This window comes from Streptomyces durhamensis, from assembly GCF_000725475.1.
Lineage (GTDB): Bacteria > Actinomycetota > Actinomycetes > Streptomycetales > Streptomycetaceae > Streptomyces > Streptomyces filipinensis.
Genome location: NZ_JNXR01000011.1, coordinates 78,423 through 98,314 on the forward strand (window position 1 = coordinate 78,423; position 19,892 = coordinate 98,314).

General features: G+C 72.8%; 14 protein-coding genes. 11 read left to right on the forward strand and 3 right to left on the reverse strand.

Features of this window, described 5'->3' with window-relative positions:
* The first annotated feature begins 56 nt into the window (after positions 1 to 56).
* From IO33_RS0117300 to IO33_RS0117310, 3 genes are all read left to right on the forward strand, one after another.
* Positions 57 to 662 carry a YdbC family protein gene (locus tag IO33_RS0117300; protein WP_031165698.1) on the forward strand — a complete coding sequence of 202 codons (606 nt, stop codon included), beginning with the start codon at positions 57 to 59 and terminating at the stop codon, positions 660 to 662.
* A gap of 152 nt (positions 663 to 814) precedes the next feature.
* A complete protein-coding gene (locus IO33_RS0117305) occupies positions 815 to 1,474 on the forward strand; it encodes a histidine phosphatase family protein (protein ID WP_031165700.1) in 660 nt (219 codons plus the stop codon).
* A gap of 12 nt (positions 1,475 to 1,486) precedes the next feature.
* On the forward strand, positions 1,487 to 2,392 hold the full coding sequence (locus IO33_RS0117310; RefSeq protein ID WP_031165703.1) for an ADP-ribosylglycohydrolase family protein: 906 nt from the start codon (positions 1,487 to 1,489) through the stop codon (positions 2,390 to 2,392).
* A gap of 396 nt (positions 2,393 to 2,788) precedes the next feature.
* On the opposite strand, the gene IO33_RS0117315 is transcribed toward IO33_RS0117310, so the two are convergent.
* On the reverse strand, positions 2,789 to 4,336 hold the full coding sequence (locus IO33_RS0117315; RefSeq protein ID WP_031165705.1) for an MFS transporter: 1,548 nt from the start codon (positions 4,334 to 4,336) through the stop codon (positions 2,789 to 2,791).
* A gap of 185 nt (positions 4,337 to 4,521) precedes the next feature.
* Here IO33_RS0117315 and IO33_RS0117320 point away from each other — a divergent pair, with 185 nt between their 5' ends.
* The 3 genes from IO33_RS0117320 to IO33_RS0117330 all read left to right on the forward strand — a co-directional run bounded on the left by IO33_RS0117320 (position 4,522) and on the right by IO33_RS0117330 (position 6,631).
* Positions 4,522 to 5,145 carry a TetR/AcrR family transcriptional regulator gene (locus IO33_RS0117320; protein ID WP_031165708.1) on the forward strand — a complete coding sequence of 208 codons (624 nt, stop codon included), beginning with the start codon at positions 4,522 to 4,524 and terminating at the stop codon, positions 5,143 to 5,145.
* An 83-nt stretch (positions 5,146 to 5,228) separates the two neighbouring features.
* Positions 5,229 to 5,930, forward strand: coding sequence for a ribonuclease HII (locus tag IO33_RS0117325; RefSeq protein WP_031165709.1), 702 nt, complete (start codon positions 5,229 to 5,231; stop codon positions 5,928 to 5,930).
* Between the two features lie 68 nt (positions 5,931 to 5,998).
* Complete coding sequence (locus IO33_RS0117330) at positions 5,999 to 6,631, forward strand: hypothetical protein (protein WP_078963723.1); 633 nt, start codon at positions 5,999 to 6,001, stop codon at positions 6,629 to 6,631.
* A gap of 538 nt (positions 6,632 to 7,169) precedes the next feature.
* Here the strand turns inward: IO33_RS0117330 and IO33_RS0117335 are convergent.
* On the reverse strand, positions 7,170 to 7,790 hold the full coding sequence (locus IO33_RS0117335) for a hypothetical protein (RefSeq protein ID WP_031165714.1): 621 nt from the start codon (positions 7,788 to 7,790) through the stop codon (positions 7,170 to 7,172).
* 267 nt (positions 7,791 to 8,057) lie between these two features.
* Positions 8,058 to 10,223, reverse strand: coding sequence for a RecQ family ATP-dependent DNA helicase (locus IO33_RS0117340; protein ID WP_031165716.1), 2,166 nt, complete (start codon positions 10,221 to 10,223; stop codon positions 8,058 to 8,060).
* Between the two features lie 142 nt (positions 10,224 to 10,365).
* Here IO33_RS0117340 and IO33_RS0117345 point away from each other — a divergent pair, with 142 nt between their 5' ends.
* From IO33_RS0117345 to IO33_RS0117370, 5 genes are all read left to right on the forward strand, one after another.
* A complete protein-coding gene (locus IO33_RS0117345; RefSeq protein WP_031165718.1) occupies positions 10,366 to 11,922 on the forward strand; it encodes a DUF4192 domain-containing protein in 1,557 nt (518 codons plus the stop codon).
* A 467-nt stretch (positions 11,923 to 12,389) separates the two neighbouring features.
* Complete coding sequence (locus IO33_RS0117350) at positions 12,390 to 14,570, forward strand: glycogen debranching N-terminal domain-containing protein (RefSeq protein ID WP_245235829.1); 2,181 nt, start codon at positions 12,390 to 12,392, stop codon at positions 14,568 to 14,570.
* 127 nt (positions 14,571 to 14,697) lie between these two features.
* A complete protein-coding gene (locus IO33_RS0117355; protein ID WP_031165721.1) occupies positions 14,698 to 15,456 on the forward strand; it encodes an NUDIX hydrolase in 759 nt (252 codons plus the stop codon).
* A 164-nt stretch (positions 15,457 to 15,620) separates the two neighbouring features.
* Entirely contained in the window at positions 15,621 to 18,656 is a 3,036-nt protein-coding gene (locus IO33_RS52535) for an ATP-binding cassette domain-containing protein (protein ID WP_037685611.1), read from the forward strand.
* Between the two features lie 163 nt (positions 18,657 to 18,819).
* Positions 18,820 to 19,707, forward strand: a complete 888-nt coding sequence (locus IO33_RS0117370; protein WP_031165723.1) for a FadR/GntR family transcriptional regulator — start codon at positions 18,820 to 18,822, stop codon at positions 19,705 to 19,707.
* Positions 19,708 to 19,892: the final 185 nt, after the last annotated feature.

Here is a 19,892-nt window from a genome sequence, read left to right on the forward strand (position 1 = left end):
GGTGATCTCCGCCAGAGCGTGACCGACGCCACGCCCGGTGGCCTTACGATGGCGCGGTGCTGGTCAAGTGGATTCGCTGCACCGTGGTGGACCGCCGCGGCTTCGAGCGGGGGCAGCGGAAATGGGCGGGGCTTCTGGGGGAGCCGGGTTTTCGGGGGCAGGGTGGCGGCTGGAGCCGGCAGCGGCCCGGCGTGGCGCACCTCTTCGCCTTCTGGGAGAGCCGCGCCTTCTACGACTCCTTCATGGCCCGCTCCCACGACCGCCTGGCGACCGCACAGTCCGGCACGTTCAAGGACGCCCAGGTCAAGCTCTTCGAGTACCGCTTCGATGTGAAGACGGGGTTCGAGCCGCGGTTCACCGACACCGATCTGATCCGCGTGGCCCTGTGCCGGATCCACGAGGAGCGCGTCGAGCACTTCACGCTGATGCAGGAGAAGGTCTGGAACCCCGCGATGGCCGGTTCGCCGGGAATGATCCGCGGCATGTTCGCCGAGGCGCCCGAGCAGGAGTTCCTGGTCCTGTCGATGTGGCGGTCGGCGGCCGAGCACGGCAAGTACCGCACCGAACGCGTGGAGCGCCTCGCGCTGCGCGCGCAGACCGAGGCCGACGTGGCGGCGCTCTCCGGCGACATCGTGGATCTCGAACCGTCCTGGACGGTCTGAGGCCACAGGTGTGCGTTTGAAAACCAAACGTGCACCCTGAAAGTGCGCGCAGTGCGTCCAGGAGGGGTCCGAGAGGTGCGATTCGTGTGACCTACGCTGTATGGGGCCCGTACGAGTGCTCGACTTTCCCCCGTTCGATCTAGGGTTTTGGCATGGCACGACCACGGCGCATCGTCCTTGTCCGGCACGGCGAGTCAACGGGCAACATTGACGACTCCGTGTACGAGCGCGAACCCGACCACGCGCTCGCGCTGACCGAGCGCGGCCGGCGGCAGGCAGAGGAGACCGGCAAGAAGCTCCGGGAGGTCTTCGGCCGAGAACGTGTGAGCGTGTACGTCTCCCCGTACCGGCGGACGCACGACACGCTGCGCGCCTTCCACCTCGACCCCGACCTCATACGCGTCCGGGAGGAGCCCAGGCTTCGCGAACAGGACTGGGGCAACTGGCAGGACCGCGACGACGTGCGCCTGCAGAAGGCCTACCGCGACGCGTACGGCCACTTCTTCTTCCGGTTCCCGCAGGGCGAGTCCGGCGCCGACGTGTACGACCGGGTCGGCGGTTTTCTTGAGAGCCTGTTCCGCAGCTTCGAGGCCCCGGACCATCCGCCGAACGTACTCCTGGTGACGCACGGACTCGCGATGCGGCTGTTCTGCATGCGCTGGTTCCACTGGACGGTCGCGGAATTCGAGTCGCTGTCGAACCCCGGGAACGCCGAGATGCGGATGCTCGTTCTCGGAGAGGACGGCAGGTACACGCTCGACCGGCCCTTCGGGCGCTGGCGGGAGCCGGTGCCGTACTGGGTGAACGGATAGAGTGGCAGAGCGATGACCGCTGACTCCTCTTCCTCCGGGCGCCTTGAGCGCGCCCTGGCGAGCCTGCGCGGACTGGCCGTGGGGGACGCCCTGGGCTCCCAGTTCTTCGTTCCGGCGCACTACCCCCTGCTGAAGCGACGCGAGCTGCCCGAGGGGCCCTGGCAGTGGACGGACGACACCGAGATGGCGTCCTCCGTGGTCGCCGTACTCGCCGCCGAGCACCGTATCGACCAGGACGCGCTGGCCCGCTCCTTCGCCGAGCACCACGACTTCGACCGGGGCTACGGCCCCGCCGTCAACCGCCTGCTGAGACTCGTCCGGGAGGGCGGGGACTGGCGTGAGCTGGCCGCCGGGCTGTTCAACGGACAGGGGTCCTGGGGCAACGGAGCCGCGATGCGCATCGCACCCCTGGGCGCCTGGTACGCGGACGATCCGGAGCAGGCGACCCACCAGGCGGAGATCTCGGCCTACCCCACCCATCAGCACCGTGAGGCCGTCGTCGGAGCCATGGCCGTGGCCGCGGCGGCGGCACTGGCCGGTTCGCCGGACGGGCCGCCCAGCCCCGAATCACTCCTCGACGGCGTCATCGCCCTGGTACCGAAGAGCGCCGTCGGCCAGGGACTCCGGCGCGCCCGGGACATGCTCGACTACGGCGACGCCGGCACCGTCGCGGCCGTGCTCGGATGCGGACGGCGTACGACCGCCCACGACACCGTTCCGTTCGCCCTCTGGTCCGCCGCACGGCGTCTCGGTGACTACGAGGCGGCCTTCTGGACGACGGCAGGGGTGGGCGGCGACGTGGACACGACCTGCGCGATCGTGGGCGGTGTGCTCGCCTCGGGAAAGGCGGGGACTCCGCCCGCCGAGTGGGTGGAACGGGTCGAGGCGTTGCCGGAGTGGGTGCCGACGGGGCCCTGACGGGCCGCATGGCCGGCCGGCCCCTGGGCCGTGCCTGTGCACGCGCTGTCCGGACGCACGGGCGCGGATCGGGTCACCTCCAGGACTCTCCGTGTTCGCCGGGAACTCTCCGTGACTCCTGCCCGTTCCTCCTGTGTCGGTTGCACGCAGCCGCACGCCTCGGCGTGCGGCTGCGTGCAACCGACAGCCGAGAGCGCGACGGTCGGAGGGGGTGCGGAGATGGCACGCGTGGTGCCTGTCCTGGTGCTGTTTGCCGTGCCGGTCGCCGTGTTGCCGGCCGTGCTGGTTCTCGGGCGGGCGCCGGCGGGTCTGAGGCGGCCGGCCGGACCGCCGCGGGGGCCGTTCGCCCTCTGGGGGCAGTCCGGCCGACCGCGGCTGCGCGCGGGGCGGGCGGGATCAGCCGAGGCCCGGGCCGGCCACGCCGGCGAGGGAGTCGAGATCGCTCTTGCGGACCCTGATCACCAGCCAGGCGGTGACGAACGCCACGCCGGCCATCGCGGCAGCGGGCACGAAGGCGGTGGAGATGCCGTGGGCGAGCACCTCATGTCCCCAAGGCGCGGGCAGCTGGTGCGTCTTGGCGAAGTGGGCCTTCTGCTCCGGCGAACCGTTGGCGAGGAACTTCGGCAGTTGCTTCTTCGCCTCGTCCTTGGCCGCCGAGCCGAACACGGTCGTCAGGATGGACAGTCCGAGCGAACCGCCCACCTGCTGCATGGCGTTGAGAAGTCCGGACGCCGCGCCCGCCTCGTGCTGGGCGACGCCGGACACCGCCGTGACGGTGGCGGTGACGAAGTTCAGACCCATGCCGAAGCCGAACGCCAGCATCGGCCCGAGCACGCCGCCGACGTAGGAGCTGTCAGGCCGGATGAAGGTCTGCCAGACCAGCCCGATCAGCACGAGCGCCGAGCCGGCCATCATGAACGGCCTGGGGCCGAGCCTCGGAAGGAAGCGCTGGGACAGTCCCGCACCGACCGCGATCGCGACCGTCACGGGGAGGAAGGCCAGGCCGGCCTTGATGGCGCTGTAGCCGAGCACGTCCTGCACGAACAGCACGATGTAGAAGAACATGCCGAACATCGCCGCGGCGAGGCTCAGCATGATCACGTACGTGCCCCAGCGGTTGCGGTCCGAGAACATCCTGAGCGGGGTGATCGGTTCCTTCGCCCGCATCTCGGTGAGGACGAAGGCGAGCAGCAGTACCGCGGCCGCGCCGAAGGAGCCGAGGGTGAGGCCGTTCCGCCAGCCGTTCTCCGAGGCGCGGATGAATCCGTAGACCAGCAGGGCCATACCCGCCGTCGAGGTCAGTGCGCCCGTGATGTCGAAGCGGCCCGGATGCCGCTGGGACTCGCTGATGTACAGCGGCGCGAGCGACGCGATCAGCACGCCGATCGGCACGTTCACGAACAGCACCCAGCGCCAGTCGAGCCAGTCGGTGAGCATGCCGCCCGCCAGCAGTCCGATGGCGCCACCGCCCGCGGACACGGCGGCGAACACGCCGAAGGCCCGGTTGCGCTCCGGGCCTTCGGGGAACGTCGTGGTGATCAGCGCCAGCGACGTGGGCGAGGCGATGGCGCCGCCCACACCCTGCAGGGCCCGCGCGGCCAGCAGCTGCCAGGGTTCCTGGGCGAGACCGCCCAGCAGCGAGGCGAAGGTGAACAGCAGGATGCCGGTCATGAACACCCGGCGGCGGCCGAGGATGTCCCCGGCCCGCGCGCCGAGCAGCAGCAGGCCGCCGAAGGTGAGCGTGTAGGCGCTGACCACCCAAGTGAGGTCCGTGGTGCTGAACCTGAGTGCGTCTTGAATGTGCGGGAGCGCGATGTTCACAATCGTCGCGTCGAGTACCACCATGAGTTGGCAGGCCGCGATGACGGTGAGTGCGATGCCGGGGTGCCCCTCCCGGCGGGCCACGCCCGGTTTCGGGTCCTGAAGCAGTTGAGAGGTCGTCACTATGGGTCCCCCCTGAAGACATTAGTGAACGATCGCGTTCACTGTCGCGTTCACGGTAGTGAGTCCCCAACAGTGAACGCAAGCGTTCACTTGATCCCGCGCCCCGCCTCGCGTCCCCCTGTTGCTGCAGCGCGGCGCCCCCCGCCCCGGAATCCCCGCTTCCCTTGCATGTTGGAGAGACACAGATGGTTACCTCGCGCTGGACGGCCGCACCGGACCGGGCGGCTTCCCCCCGTCGGCGCGGCTTGGTGCTGGAGCGCGCGATCCTCGATGCCGCGCTGGAACAGCTCGGTGAGGTCGGCTGGAAAGGGCTGACCATGGAAGGTGTCGCAGCCGGCGCCCAGACCGGCAAGGCCGCGGTGTACCGCCGCTGGCCCTGCAAGGAGGACCTCGTGGCGGACGCGCTGGTGGCCGGACTGCCCCGGGTCGAGGAGGCCCCGGACCTCGGCTGCGTGCGCGAGGACCTTCTCGCTCTGTGCCGGCAGGTGCGGCAGATCATGTACTCGCGACCTGGTGTCGCGCTCCGCTCCGTCATTCACGAGTGCGATCACACTCAGGCGGAGCGCTTCCATGAAGTGATCGTCGGAGGAGTGGTGGAGCCGACCGTCAAGCTTCTCCGTGAGGTCATCATCCGTGGAATAAGGCGGGGAGAGGTGCGATCGGACGCGGCCAACGGCTATGTCTTCGATGTCATCCCGGCGATGATGATGTACCGCTCGAAGATGTGCGCCAGCGAATGGATCGACCAGGATCTTGAGGAGATGATCGATCAGCTGATGCTTCCGCTGCTCCGGCCCCATGGAGGCTGAGCGCGCATACCGGCGCGACCCGTGCGGAGGTCGGGCGACCGGGGTGTCCGGTGACGATCCCGGCGGCGTACGCTAAGGGCGCCATGCCGTACGAACCACCTACCCACACCGTCGAGCGCTCCCTGCGCGCCACGACCGGAGCGAAGGTCATTGCCGGTATCGACGAGGTGGGGCGCGGCGCCTGGGCCGGACCTGTCACCGTCTGTGCCGCGATCACCGGGCTCCGCCGTCCGCCCGAGGGGCTGACCGATTCCAAGCTGCTCACGATCAAGCGGCGCACGGAACTGGCCACGATCCTTCGGACGTGGGTGACGGGATACGCGCTGGGGCATGCTTCCCCTGACGAGATCGACGACCTGGGGATGACGGCCGCCCTGCGGCTTGCCGCGGTCCGTGCTCTGGACGGCCTGCCGATGTGCCCCGACGCCGTGATCCTCGACGGGAAGCACGACTACCTCGGCGCTCCCTGGAAGGTTCGCACGGTGATCAAGGGCGACCGGTCGTGTGTGGCCGTCGCTGCGGCGTCGGTGATAGCCAAGGTTCAGCGCGACAAAATGATGGCCGAACTGGGTATCGACCATGCAGACTTCGGATTTGCGGACAACGCCGGCTATCCGTCGCCCGTGCACAAGGCCGCACTGGCGGAGTGGGGGCCCACCCCGCACCACCGCTTGTCGTGGGCGTATCTTGATGCGTTGCCTCAGTGGCGGCACCTCAAGAAGGTCCGCAGCTGGGCGGACGGAAGCGTTCCGGAAATCGAGGGTCAGCTCGGCTTCGATTTCTGACGGTTCTGCTCGCACTGATGTGCCACCCGGCCACCCGCGCCGCACCAATGTTTGATAAATATCAGCTCATGCCTCTCATTCCCGAGGAGCCTCAGATTCACGAGAGTGCCCAGGGTCCCCGCGCCACGCCCGCCAGCGGCCGTACCGCGCCGACCCCCCGCCCCGTACCCGGCCCCCGCCCCGCGGCTCCGTCCCGCCCCGGTCGCCCCGGCCCTCCGCGGCCGGCGCCGCCGGTACAGCGCACACCGCGTGACGTGGCTCCGGCCAACCCGGGCCCGTCGGGCCCGGCCGCTCCTGCCGCCGCGACGGCCGGCCCGCAGATCCAGCTGATCCCGGCCTCGGCCGAGGGAGCGGTCGACGCCGCCGACGAGGCGGTGGACCTGCTCCTGGACTCGGGCCGCGCCCCCGGCGACGTGCTCGTGCTCACCACCGGGTCCCAGCACCCGTGGGCGGAACACGAGTTGTCCTTCGGCGAAGCCTCCTACTGGTCGCAGCACGATGCCGGTGACGACGTCTTCTATGCCGACGCCGCCGCCGTCTCCCGGGCCGCGACCCGCCCCGTGGTCGTCGTGGCCGTCAACGGAGGCCCCGCTTCCGTTGCCGCCTCGGCCCTTCCGCTCGCCCATGCCCGGGCCGGTGCCCTGCTGATCGTCTGCGGTGACCCGCAGCAGATCAACTCGGTGCTGGGCGCCGGCGTCTGAGCCGAGTCCGGCACCTCGGGGCAACCGGGGCGGCGAAGGAGCCGCTCCGGCGGCATCCGCACGGCGTCGTCCTCGGCATGCCCGGGCGACGGGACGGCCGTTCCCTTCCCGGGGCGGCCTCCCCGTGACGCCGGGTGCACAGCGGTGGTCGTCCAGGAGGAGGGCCGATCCCGGTGACGTCCTCGGATGCCGGCTGGATGCCGGGATGTCGACATCGGCGACGGCGATCGACCCCGTACCCGTCGCCGTGGCTGCCCGGGCCGGCTCGTGAGAGACGGCCGCGCAGTCAGGCCGAGGCATGCGGCGAGTCGGTCTCCTACGGCTCGCACGACCGCCGCACGCGGCGCCTGTGCCGGTCGGTTCCCGGCGCGACACAGGCCGCGCCGTCCCGGGCGACGTACCTCTCCCAGGTGCGGCGTGCGCCTCGTCCGCGCGGCGGCCTGGCAGCCCGAACGGCGGGCGGCCGCTCGCTGACCGCACGGCCCGGTCGAGGACGCCGGAGACCGTCGTGCGCGAGCTCGACCCGCTGCCCTGTCCCTCAGCGGGCCGCCGCGCGGCGCAGCACCTCGGAGACGGGGCCACCGGTGCGCGGCACGAGCGGCGGGGCCTCGGACATGGCGAGGGGCTCCGGCGCGCTGTCGGCGTTGGGGCGGCGTCCGCTGCGCCCCTCGCCGAGCACGTGCCAGCCGTCGTGGGTCAGCGTGATGTACGCCCCGCACCGCAGCCCGTGCAGTGTGCAGGCGTCGCGCAGGCCCCACATCCAGGCGCCGTCCTCCTCCGTCCAATGCGCGTCGCCCTCACGGCAGTAGACGAGTACGGCCGTGCGCACCGGGGTGCGGCGCCGCAGGTCGTGCGGAATGACCCGGCGCAGCTGTGAGAGCAGCGCGTTGCGGTACATCCAGCCGTCGGCCGGGGCCGGACGCCGCGTGAACGACGCGCTGGCGCACAGCCGCTCCTCCGGATCGAGCACGGCCACGATCGCCGTGGAGAGCCCCGGCGCATGGCGGGCGTGCAGCCCGCTGACGACCTCACGCGGGTTGCGCAGCAGAGGGATTCCGGCGGCGGCCCATTCGGCGGGCTCGAGCAGGCGACTGGCGGAAGCGGCGGACGCGGACGTCGACAAGGGGGCCGCCGAGGACGAGGCGAATCCGAAGGTCACGTTCCTCCCTTCGGCTACGCGCCCATACTGCGGGCGAGGTCGGATTCGAGGGACCGCGCACCGCAGCAAAGCCCTACCTGATCGCGGACGAGCCGTGCGGGGAGCGGACCTCAATTCTTCCTGCCGAACTGGGATGCGGCAACGAGCAATTGGGGTCACCGACTGGTATCTGGCGGTGCGTGGCTTATATCCCTACCCAAAGGTCGGCCCCATGATGCCTGGGCACGGGGGGGCCTGGCCCGCAGGGCGCCGCAGGCCGGTGCGCGCTCACCCCTGGACGGCCAGGACCAGCGGCAACACCCCCTGCGCGCCGGACCTTCTGAGCAGACGCGCCGCGACCGCGAGGGTCCAGCCCGTCTCCGTGAAGTCGTCGACCAACAGCACCGGGCCGCCCGCCTCGGCGAGCGCCGATGCGAGGGCGGGCGGCACCGTCAACGCACCGTCGAGGGCCTTCAGTCGCTGCGCGCTGTTGCTGCGGGGGACCCGCGACACGTCCTCGGCGTACTCGACGGAACCGAGCAGCGGCAGCCGTCCGATCTCCGCGATCCGGGAGCCCAGGGACCGGATCAGCAGCGGCCGGGTCCGGGAGGCCACGGTGACGACACCCACCGGCCGGGCCTGGGCGTCGGACGCGCCGGACGCCCAGCCGCCGGGCCCTTTCGCCCAGTCGGCCAGAACACCCACCACGGCCCGCGCCACGTCGTCCGGCACAGCGGTGTCCGGCGTCTGGGGGCCGAAGAGCGGACGCAGCCGATTGCCCCAGCCGATGTCCGACAGTCGCCCCAGAGCCCGCCCCGGTGAGGCCTGTTCACCGGCCGGAATGCGTCCCTTGAGGTCGATGCCGATGGCCGGCAGGCCCGTCGGCCACATACGACGGGGCTCCACCTCGACGCCGGCACGGCCCAGGTCGCTGCGCGCCGCGTCCACCGCCGCCGCGGACGAGTCGGCGGCGAAGCGCGGGCCGGCGCAGTTGTCGCAGCGGCCGCAGGGTTTGGCACCCTCGTCGTCCAGCTGACGCTGCAGGAACTCCATCCGGCACTCGGTGGTGGACGCGTAGGCGCGCATCGCCTCCTGCTCGGCCGCGCGCTGCCGGGCCACCCAGTCGTAGCGCTCGGTGTCGTACGACCAGGGCTGCCCCGTGGCGATCCAGCCGCCCTTGACGCGGCGGACCGCTCCGTCCACGTCCAGGACCTTCAGCATGGTTTCCAGGCGGGAGCGGCGAAGCTCGACCAGGGGTTCCAGCGCGGGCAGCGACATCGGGCCGCCCGCCCGGGCGAGGACGTCCAGGGTGCGCCGGACCAGTTCCTCGGAGGGGAAGGCGAGCGACGCGAAGTACTCCCAGATCGCCTCGTCCTCCTTGCCGGGCAGCAGCAGTACCTCGGCGTGCTCCACCCCGCGGCCGGCGCGGCCGACCTGCTGGTAGTAGGCGATGGGGGAGGAAGGAGAGCCGAGGTGGATCACGAAGCCGAGATCCGGCTTGTCGAAGCCCATGCCGAGCGCCGAGGTGGCGATCAGCGCCTTGACCCGGTTGGCGAGCAGATCGTCCTCGGCCTGCTGGCGCTCGGCGTTCTCCGTCTTGCCGGTGTACGAGGCGACGGTGTGCCCGCGCTGCCGCAGGAACGCGGTGACCTCCTCGGCGGCGGCGACGGTGAGCGTGTAGACGATGCCGGAGCCCGGCAGGTCGTCGAGGTGGTCGGCGAGCCAGGCCATCCGGTGCGCGGCGTCCGGCAGCCGCAGCACGCCGAGACTGAGGCTCTCCCGGTCCAGCGGTCCGCGCAGCACCAGGGCGTCCGACGTGCCGCCGGTGCCCAGCTGCTCGGCGACATCCGCGGTCACGCGGGCATTGGCCGTGGCGGTGGTGGCCAGCACGGGGACACCGGGCGGGAGGTCGGCGAGCATGGTGCGCAGCCGACGGTAGTCGGGGCGGAAGTCGTGACCCCAGTCGGAGATGCAGTGGGCCTCGTCCACGACCAGCAGGCCCGTCGCGGCGGACAGCTTGGGCAGGACCTGGTCGCGGAAGTCCGGGTTGTTCAGACGCTCCGGACTGACGAGCAGGACGTCGACCGCGCCGGCCGCGATCTCGGCCTGGACGGCGTCCCACTCCTCGGTGTTGGCGGAGTTGATGGTGCGGGCGTGGATGCCGGCCCGAGCTGCGGCCTCCACCTGGTTGCGCATGAGCGCGAGCAGGGGCGAGACGATGACCGTGGGGCCGCTCCCTCTGGCCCGCAGCAGCGAGGTCGCGACGAAGTACACCGCGGACTTGCCCCATCCCGTGCGCTGCACCACCAGGGCCCGGCGCCGCTCGGCGACCAGTGCCTCGATCGCCCGCCACTGGTCCTCGCGCAGCCGGGCCGCGCCCGTGGCATCCCCGACGAGTCGGGCGAGGACGGCGTCCGCCTGTGCCCGGAGATCCGCGTTGCTCGTGTGCTCCATGCATCCCATACAACAGGACAGGACTGACAAGCGGGCGGTGCCCGGCGCGGGCTGTGGACAGCCGGGACGCTGTTGTTGTGTCCCTGACCCGACTTATCCACAGGCCCAACCGGAATCTCAAGATCCGCGAGATCGTCGGCGCATGACGAATCACAGCGAAACCGCCGGACCGTTCGAAAACAGCGACATCTCCGGACAGGAGCCGTCCGCCGGCCTGTCCGCCCACGAGACACAGGTGACCTTGCGCACCCCCGCCGAACTGGCCGACGCCCTGCCCTACCTCCTCGGCTACCGCCCGGAGGACAGCATGGTGCTGGTGGCCCTGCACGACCGCGAGAGTCGGGGCCGTTTCGGCGGCCGGGCCCGCCTCGGCATCCCCGCGAACGAGGAGGACTGGGAGGCGGCCGCACGCCAGCTCGCCCACGGACTGGTGACCGGCAGCGAACGACGGGGCGCCCGGCCCGAGCAGATGGTGGCCTACATCTGCCAGGAACCCTCCCCGGGAGAGTCCGGCCGCGACGTCAAACGACGGCTCGAGCGGCTGGCCCACCTCCTGCGCACCCAGTGCGGCGACCTCGACGTGCCGGTCATCGAGGCGCTGTGCATCTCCGACGGGCGCTTCTGGTCGTACTGCTGCCCGGCCGAGGGCTGCTGCCCCGGGGACGGCTCGCCGATGGGCCTTCCCGGCACCTCCGTGCTGGCCGCCGCGGCCACCTACGCCGGCATCCAAGTGCGTGGCACGCTCCGCGAGTTGCGCGCCAGGCTGCAGCCCCGGGAGACGACCGCGGCCCTGGAGCAGGAGATCGCCCTGGACGCGGCCGGGATGAGTCTGGTGCCCCGCATTCTCGACGAGGGGTCCCGCGCGACAGTGGCGGAGGAGACCCTGGGCCTCGCGGAGCGGGTCATCCGCCGCTTCGCCGCCGCGGCTCCGGTGTCCGGCACGCATCCCGCCGACCTGCGAGACGACGGCCTGCTGGCACACGACGAGGCGGCGACGCTCATCCTCGGACTCCAGGACCGCACTACCCGCGACCGTGCGGCCGTGTGGATGGAGGGCGACGAGGCGGGTCCGGCTCTCCGGCTCTGGCGTGCCCTGGCCCGCCGCTGCGTCGGCCCCTACGGCGAGCACGCCGCGGCCCCGCTGACCCTGGCCGGCTGGGTCGCCTGGTCGACCGGTGACGAGTTGGAGGCCCGTGAGGCGCTGGCCATGGCGCTGGGCGCGGATCCCGATTACCTCTTCGCCCGGCTGCTGCACCAGGCCTGCAACGAAGGCATCGATCCGGAATCGGTCCGCCGCTGCCTGCGCGCCGAGCGCGCGGGGCGTACACCGGCGGGCCACACCGCACAGCCGCATCCGGAGCAGAAGGCGGCGCCCGCGGCGCTCGCGGCCGGTGAAGAGTCGACGCCCGCGACGAGCGCCGTCTCGGACGGCAAGGACGCCGGGCCGGGCCGGGGAACGGGCACACGCCGACGGCGCCGGGTGCGTTCCGCCGCCGGCGATGCCCCGCGCGCGGCTCGGTCCACCGGCGGCCGGAGGAGGCCGGCCGGCTCCCGCCCCGGCTCCCCGGCAGCCGTGCCCTCGCGCCCCGGCAGCCGCGGCCAGGACGGCACGCGCCCGCGGGCGGCGGAGCCGGGTGGCACCACGACCAGCGCGGTTCCGCCGGGGAAGGACCGCGGCAAGTCCGAGGAGGAGGGGTGAGCGTCGTACGGGTGCGCGTGGGCGGATCCCCGCTCCAGCAGGTCTGCGGGAGGAAGCCGCGGGTCCCCTTGGCGGAAGCCTCGGGATGCGGGGCACGGCCCTGGAGCTCGCTGCGCAAGCGGTCTCGCGGGAGCCGGTGCGACTGCTGCGCCGACGGCACCCTTCTGGCCCGCTCGACCGGCGGGGGCGCCCGGACACACCCGACCGCTCGGGTCGTATGCGAGGGCCCACCGCACGTCCGCTGGTGGCGGCGGCTCACCGCCGGCCTGCCCGGCAGCGCCGCCTCCGCATCCCGGCCCACGGTCGGCTTCACCGAGGCGAGCCGTGACCCGGACGAGCCTCACTCCGTTCACCTGAGTGGCGGAACGCCCGCAAAGGCCCGGCCGCCGTACGACCCGTGTCCTGCGGGGCGCCCCTCCGGTCGCCCGGCGGGGCAGAGGCGCACCGAGCGCAGAGGAAGCCACTCCATGCACCAGCAGCCGACTCCGCCCTCCACCGTCGATGAGGAACGCCCGCCCTGGGACAGGCGCGACTGGTTCCCGCCGGACGGTGCCGCCACGGCGCGGCAGACCGTCGCTCGGCCCTCGCCGAGGAACCCCGGGCCGAACGGCTCGGCGGGCCACGGGAGGCCACCGGTCCCGGACCGGGGCCGCCGGACCACCGCGGCCCCGTCGGTGCGCACACCGCAGGGCAGCCGTCCGGCGCCCGAGCTGCCGCCGACGCACACCGCCTTGATCTGTGTCGCCCTGCCCGGTCTCGCCATCTCCGGTGAGGGACAGCTGGCCGGCCGGGGACTGGACGGGTTCTACCGAGGTGGCAGGCGCCTGCTCTCACGGTGTCAGGTCCGCGTGGCCGGCCGCGAACCGCTGGCCGTGCAGGCCAGGATGACCGGCGCCGACAGTGCCCGTTTCGTGGGGACACTGCACGCTTCTCCGTCGGCGGGCCCCGATCCGGATGTCCTGGTCGAGCGGATCCGCCGTGCCGACGGAACCGAACGGATCATCCTTCGCAACGCTGCCGCGCGACCGCTCAGGCTGCCCGTCGAGGTCGCCCTCGGCACGGACCTCGCCGAACTCGGCACCATCGCCTCGGGCAGGGCAGGGCCTGAACTCCAGGCGACCGTCCACGACTCGGGCCTGCGCTGGGCCACGGCCGGAGCCGCCGCCTCCGTCACCGCGGACCCGCCGCCCTCCGACGCCCTCGCCTCGGCCGGACTGCTGCGCTGGGAACTGGAAGTGCCTGCGGGCGGCACGGCGGCGGTGGAGCTCCGCGTGCGGCTGGACGGCGCCGGCCCGCTGCGGGCGGCGGGCCAGGCCACGACCAGTCCGTTCGCTCCCGCCAGGGTGACCGGCGACGACTCCCGGGTGGCCCCGCTGCTGCACGCGGCGGTGACCGACCTCCAGGCCCTGCTCCTGCGCGACCCCGCCCACCCCGCCGACACCCACCTCGCGGCGGGCGCGCCCTGGCGCTGCGGCATGGCCCCCGCCGACGCACTGGCGGCGGCCCGCATGACACTGCCGCTCGGCACCCGGCTCGCCGCGGGAACACTGCGCACCCTGGCCCGCACCCAGCTCCCGGACCGCAGCCCACGGCCCGGCATGATCCCCGGACCACGACGCGACGCCGGCCCACTCCTGCCGCCCGGATGCACGGGCACGGAGGCCACCCTGCTCTTCCCCGTCCTGCTCGCCGAGGCCCGTCGCTGGGGCCTGCCCGAGCAGGAGACGACAGAGCTGCTGCCCGCGGCGGAACGCTGTCTCACCTGGCTGCGCAGTACCGTGGGCGACGGCACCTACCTCCACGACCCGCAACCCGGAGGTCCGGCCCGCTGCGAGACACAGGCCCACGCGTATCGGGCCGCCCTGCTCGGCGCCGATCTCCTGGACGCGTACGACCGTCCCGGTGCCGACGGCTTACGGCAGTGGGCCCAGGCCCTGCAGACGGCCTTCCGGGCCGACTTCTGGGTCGCGGACCGCGGCGGCGGACGCCCCGCCGCGGCCCTGGCACCCGACGGCCGACCCGTGCCGCACCTCGGCTCCACCGCCGTCCACCTCCTCGACACCGGCCTGCTCGGCTCCGGCCGGCTCGCCCCGGGCCTGCTGGACCCCGTGCAGACCGAACAGCTCGCCCGGCTGCTCGGCACCCCCGCCATGGACGCGGGCTGGGGGTTGCGCGGCCTCGGCGCCAAGGAGGCGGGACACAACCCGTTCGGCCACCGGACCGGAGCCGTCCGGGTGCACGACACCGCACTCGCCGTCGCCGGACTGTCCGCCGCCGGCTATGAGAAGGAATCCGCCGGCCTGCTGAGAGGGCTGCTGGAAGCGGCGGAACACTTCGGGCACCGGCTGCCGGAGATGTTCGGCGGAGAGCAGCGCTCTGGCGGGAGCGCTCCCCTGCCGCACCCCGCGGCCTGTCGGCCTGCGGCCACCGCGGCGGCCTCCGTGATCATGATGCTCACCTCGCTCGCGGGCATCCGCCCGGACGCCCCCGCCCGCACGGTCACCCTGTGCCCCGTGCGGAGCGCACCGCTCGGCGAACTCGGTCTGACGGGGCTGCGCGTCGCCGGTGCGCCGTTCGCCGTGCGGGTCAGCCGGCTGGGGCTCGCCATGGTCGAGGAGGCGGCGGACGGCCTGCAACTGGGAGTGTGACCTCGCATGAAGAGGGGGACGGGGGCGGGAGCCGGCCCCGTGGCCCGCCCCGGGACGAAGTGGAACCACGATCGATGCGGTCGGCGAGGGGAGTGTTTATCGTCAGGAAGACGACTATGATCGCCGCATGCCCTACGACCCGTCAGCCTTCCCGCCCTTCGCCGTCACCGTGGACCTGGTCGTGCTGACCGTGCGCCGCCATGCCCTGTGCGCGCTGGCGGTCCGCAGGGGCGAGCCGCCGTTCCAGGGGCGCTGGGCGCTGCCCGGTGGTTTCGTACGGGCCGACGAGGACCTCTCCCAGGCGGCCGCGCGCGAGCTCGCCGAGGAGACCGGGCTGTGTGCACACGGCCCCGCGGCCCCGGCCCAGGACAACGGTGCCCACCTCGAACAACTCGCCACCTACGGCGATCCCGAGCGGGATCCGCGGATGCGCGTGGTGAGCGTCGCGCACCTCGCGCTCGCGCCCGATCTGCCCGCGCCGCGGGCGGGAGGCGATGCCAGCAACGCCCGCTGGGCGCCCGTCGAGGAACTGCTCCAGCAGGGCGGTTACGACCGCGACGGCGAGCCTGTGGCACCGCTCGCCTTCGACCACGCGCAGATCCTCGCCGACGGGGTGGAGCGGGCCCGGTCCAAGATCGAGTACTCGTCGCTGGCCACCGCGTTCTGCCCGAGCGAGTTCACCGTCGGCGAGCTGCGCAGGGTGTACGAGGCGGTGTGGGGGGTGGCCCTCGATCCGCGCAACTTCCACCGCAAGGTCACCGGGACCCCCGGATTCCTCGTCCCCACCGGAGGTACGACCACGCGCCAGGGGGGACGACCGGCGCAGCTCTTCAGGGCCGGCGGCGCCACCCTGCTCAATCCGCCGATGCTGCGCCCCGAGGTCTGAGGCGTACGGGTTCGCGGGCCGCCCGGACCGTCCGGCGTGCCGACCGGGCATGCCGAGGCCGGTTCCGTCGAACGGCGGACGCCAAGCGGGTCGACTCACATTGCAGGCGTTGACAGATCGGGTTATACACGAAAAACCGGACATTACGCGCTATCTTGCTGCAGGTGATCCATGCCTTCGGACTGACCAGCAATCCCCGCAAGGCGCACCCGCCCGCCGTCGACGACGTCTCCTTCGAAGCACGCGCGGGAGATGTCACGGTGCTCCTCGGAGGTGCCGGCGCGGGCAAGACGACGGCGCTCAGACTGATGCTCGAGCTTCAACAGGGGCGCGGCATCACCTACTTCAAGGGGCGGCCCCTGCACCGGATCGCCCACCCGGCGCGGGAAGTCGGCGTGCTCCTCGGCGACGTACCAGGGCATCCGGCCCGCTCGGTCCGGGGCCATCTACGCATGTTGTGCGCGGCCTCGGGGGTCCCCGCGCGACGGGCCGACGAGGTTCTCGAAGCGGTGGGCCTCGTCAGCCTCCGCGAGGAGCGGCTCGGCACGCTCTCGCGCGGGATGGACCGCAGACTCGGCCTGGCCTGCGCCCTGCTGCCCGACCCGCACACGCTCGTCCTGGACGAACCCGCCGACGGACTCTCGGCCCGTGAGGCGCAGTGGCTGCACGGCATGCTGCGGGCCCACGCCGACCAAGGCGGCACGGTGTTCTACACCTCCGCCGATCCCAAGGAGGCCGCACGCAACGCCGACCGGGTCGTCACCCTCGACCGCGGCAGACTCGTGGCCGACCAGGAGGCGCGGGAGTTCGCCCGTACCCGGCTGCGTCCGCGCGTGGCGGTCCGCAGCCCGCACGCGGCGCGTCTCGCTGCTCTGCTCACCAAGGAGGCCCGCACCACCCGCCGCTCTGTCGAAGTCGTGCGCGAGGGCGGCAATCGTCTCTCGGTGTACGGCTCCACGACCGCCGACATCGGCGACGCGGCCTTCCGCCATGGCATCCTCATCCACCAACTGGCCGACGAGGTCGGTGACATGGGGCCGGGTGCCGGTGCCGGATCCGACGCCCTCTCGTCGGGGGACGCGGGTGTGGTGGCGTCGAAGGGCCCCGCGGCAGACGGGGGAGACGCCGGCGCGTCGTCGGCGGAGCCCAGGCCGCCCGTCGGCGGCTCGGCGGCGGGGGAGCCGGATGCCTCGTGGGCCGGCGGCGGGCCGGGTGCCGGTGCCGGACCCGACGTCCCCTCGGCGGAGGACGCGGGCGTGATGGCGTCGAAGGAGCCGGCGGCAGACAGGGGCGACGCGGCGACCGTCCGCGGCCTGCTGATGCCCGAGAGGGCCGTGCTCGGCCTCCCGGCGGTGAAGTCCGGCGCCTCGTGGGTCGGCGGGGCCGCTTCGCTGCCGGGCCCTGCGGCGCCTGGGTGGTCGGTGGCGGAGCCGGATGCGCCGCCGCTCGGCTCGTCCGAGGCGGAGCCGGCCGTCGAAGCATCAGGCCTCTTGTCGGGAGAGCCGGGCGTCACGCCACCGGACACCCCCGCGCGGGACCGGAGCGCCATGCCGTTCGGCTTCACGGTGGGGAATCGCGAGAGCGCCCCGTCAGACACCTCGTCGCCGCAGCGGGATGCGCCCGGCGGCTCCCGGCGGGGAGAACCGTCGGCGGGGCGGGAAACGCCGTCGGGTCAGGGCGAGCGGGCTCCCGGCGCCGAGGCGGCGTCGCTCGGAGAGGGGTCCCGCCTCTCCTCGGGCGAAGGGCCCTTCGCGCGGGAGTCGGCGCAGGCCGTCGACGGTGAGGTGCCGTCGCGCGGAGAGGCGCCCGGACCCCACTCGGGTACCGAGCACACCGAGACCACTCGTCCGGTGTCGGCCGAGGGCGCGTCGCCTGCCGGCACCGGCACGGAAACCGGCAGACCGGCGCACGCCGGCGCCGAGCCGGACGGCGTGGAGATGCCTGACGGGGTGGACACGCCCGACCGAACGGACGGGACCCACCGCGTGGAGGCGCGCGAAGGCATGGGCGGGTCGCTCGGAGAGGACGCGCCCGGTGACGTCGCATCCGGCGAAGGCGTGCGCGACGGTCACGACGCCCCTGACGGCCACGACGCGCCCCCAGGTGAGGACGCTCCGGACGGAGGTGGAGCCGGAGACGTGCCCGCCGAGGTGCTGGCGGGAGCCCGGGCCGCGAGGACCGGCGAAGCCGCGGCCACGGCGAGCGCCGCGCGCGACGCGGTCTCGGCGGCCCGGGGGCCGCGGGACGGCCTCCCGAACGCCCTGGCAGGCCGTATCCCCGCCCTCCGTATCCCCGCCCTCCGTATCCGGCTCCCCGGCGCCAGGAATCCCTGCAGCCGTCAGCCGGACTCCCCGCAGAGGTCCCGTCCTGACGGTGCCGGTGGCCTCGACACCCTGCCCCCGCTCCCACCCCCCATCGCCGTGCGTCCCGCCCCCAGCCCCCTGCGTCCCCTGCGCTACGAGATCCGGCGCGCGACCGGGATCGGCGTCGGCTTCGTCACCTGCGGCGCCGTACTGGTGGTGTCCGCGCTCACCGCCGTACTGCTGGGCAGGCTCGGCCACACCCCGCAGGCGCGGCTGTTCGCCGCGTGGCCGCGGCAGCTGCCGCTGCCGCCCGCTGCGCTCGCGGCAGGACTGCTCGGTGCGCTGGCCTTCGGGGACGAGTTCCGCCACCCCGCGCTCGCGGCGGACCGCGGCACCGTGCCCCGCCGGCTGGGGCTGCTCACCGCGAAACTGCTCGTCTCAGGAGCCACCGCGGTGCTGCTGGCCTTTCTCACCATGGGCTGCGACGCCGAAGCGCTCTACATCGTCTACGGACGGGAGCTGACACAAGTTCCCGCCGACTGGCTTTCGCTGAGCGCCAGTTGGTTCGGCCTGGTCGTCGGCTGCGCCTGGGCCGGCGTCCTGGCGGCCGGTGTGTTCCGGTCCACCACGGGTGGCCTGGCGGCCGTACTGGCCGTGCCCGTTGTCGTCGTTCCCCTCGTGGACAAGGTGACGCAGGGGTCAGCCCTGCGCACGGCGGCCGGGTTCCCGGTGCGGATGCGGGAGGTCTACCTGCTGCAGTGGCCGTTCGGAGGTGAACGCTACCTGCTCGGACTGGCACGCGTGCTCGCCCAACCCGTGGGCGCAGCCCTGGCGTTGTCACTGTCGGCACTGCTGTGCGCGTATCTGTTCACGACGCTGCGCGCCCGGTTCCAGTGACGAGCATGCGTGCACATCCGGTCCCGCGCTGTGCACAACTCCCCCGCGGAAAGCCCATTTCTTTCCGATAAGGCGTCAATTGCGACGGGGTGAGCGATCACCCTTTCGTGTGCTTTTCACCAAAGACCTCAAGGGAGTTGGAAGCGACGCCGACAAAGGATCCGTGAGTACCCTTGCGCACACCATGATGACCGCCGCCCGTTCCACCGACTCCGGTCTGGCCGGCCCGGGCGACCTCGACCGCTACCCCTACGCAGAGTCCCAGGTGGGCGATCGCGTCGCAGCGCCCACCTGGGAAGGCGCGGAGCCCGACCTGGGTCGCGTCGGCCGGCGTGCCGCGGGCAGCCGCGGACGTGGACTGCACGGCCAACTCGTTCAGCAGCTCGGCCAGATGATCGTCTCCGGAGACCTCGGCGCGGACCGTCCGCTGGTGCCCGAGGAGATCGGCCAGCGCTTCGAGGTCTCCCGCACCGTCGTCCGCGAGTCCCTCCGCGTCCTCGAAGCCAAGGGCCTGGTCAGTGCCCGCCCGAACGTCGGCACGCGCGTGCGTCCCGTCAGCGACTGGAACCTGCTCGATCCGGACATCATCGAGTGGCGGGCCTTCGGCCCCCAGCGCGACGACCAGCGCCGCGAGCTGAGCGAGCTGCGCTGGACGATCGAGCCGCTCGCCGCCCGCCTCGCCGCCGGGCACGGGCGAGAGGAGGTGCAGCAGCGCCTCTGCGACATGGTCGAGATCATGAGCCATGCCATGGCGCAGGGCGACGCGCTGACGTACTCGCGCGCCGACAGCGAGTTCCACGGCCTGCTCATCCAGATCGCGGGCAACCGCATGCTGGAGCACCTCTCCGGGATCGTCTCGGCGGCCCTGCAGGTCTCCGGCGGCCCGGTCACGTCCTGTGACCGGCCGAACGAGGCGTCCCTCGCGCAGCACGCGCGGATCGTCGACGCGCTCGGCACCGGCGACGGCGCGGCGGCCGAGGCGGCCATGCGTCAACTGCTCACGGTCCACCCCGAGGTCGAGCGCGTGGTGCCCGCCCCGCGCGAGCACTGACCCCCGCGGCCTAGGCGGTGCGGTCGCCGGTGCGTGGCGTCCTCGTGGTGCTCGTGGCGGCGCCGGGCTCGGTGCCGGACGTCGCCGGACCCCGCCGGACCCTGTGCGGTCCGGCGGGGTCCAGCGGTGCGACGGGCCGCCGCGGTCATGCGCGCGACCGGGCAAGACCGCCAAGACTGAACCAT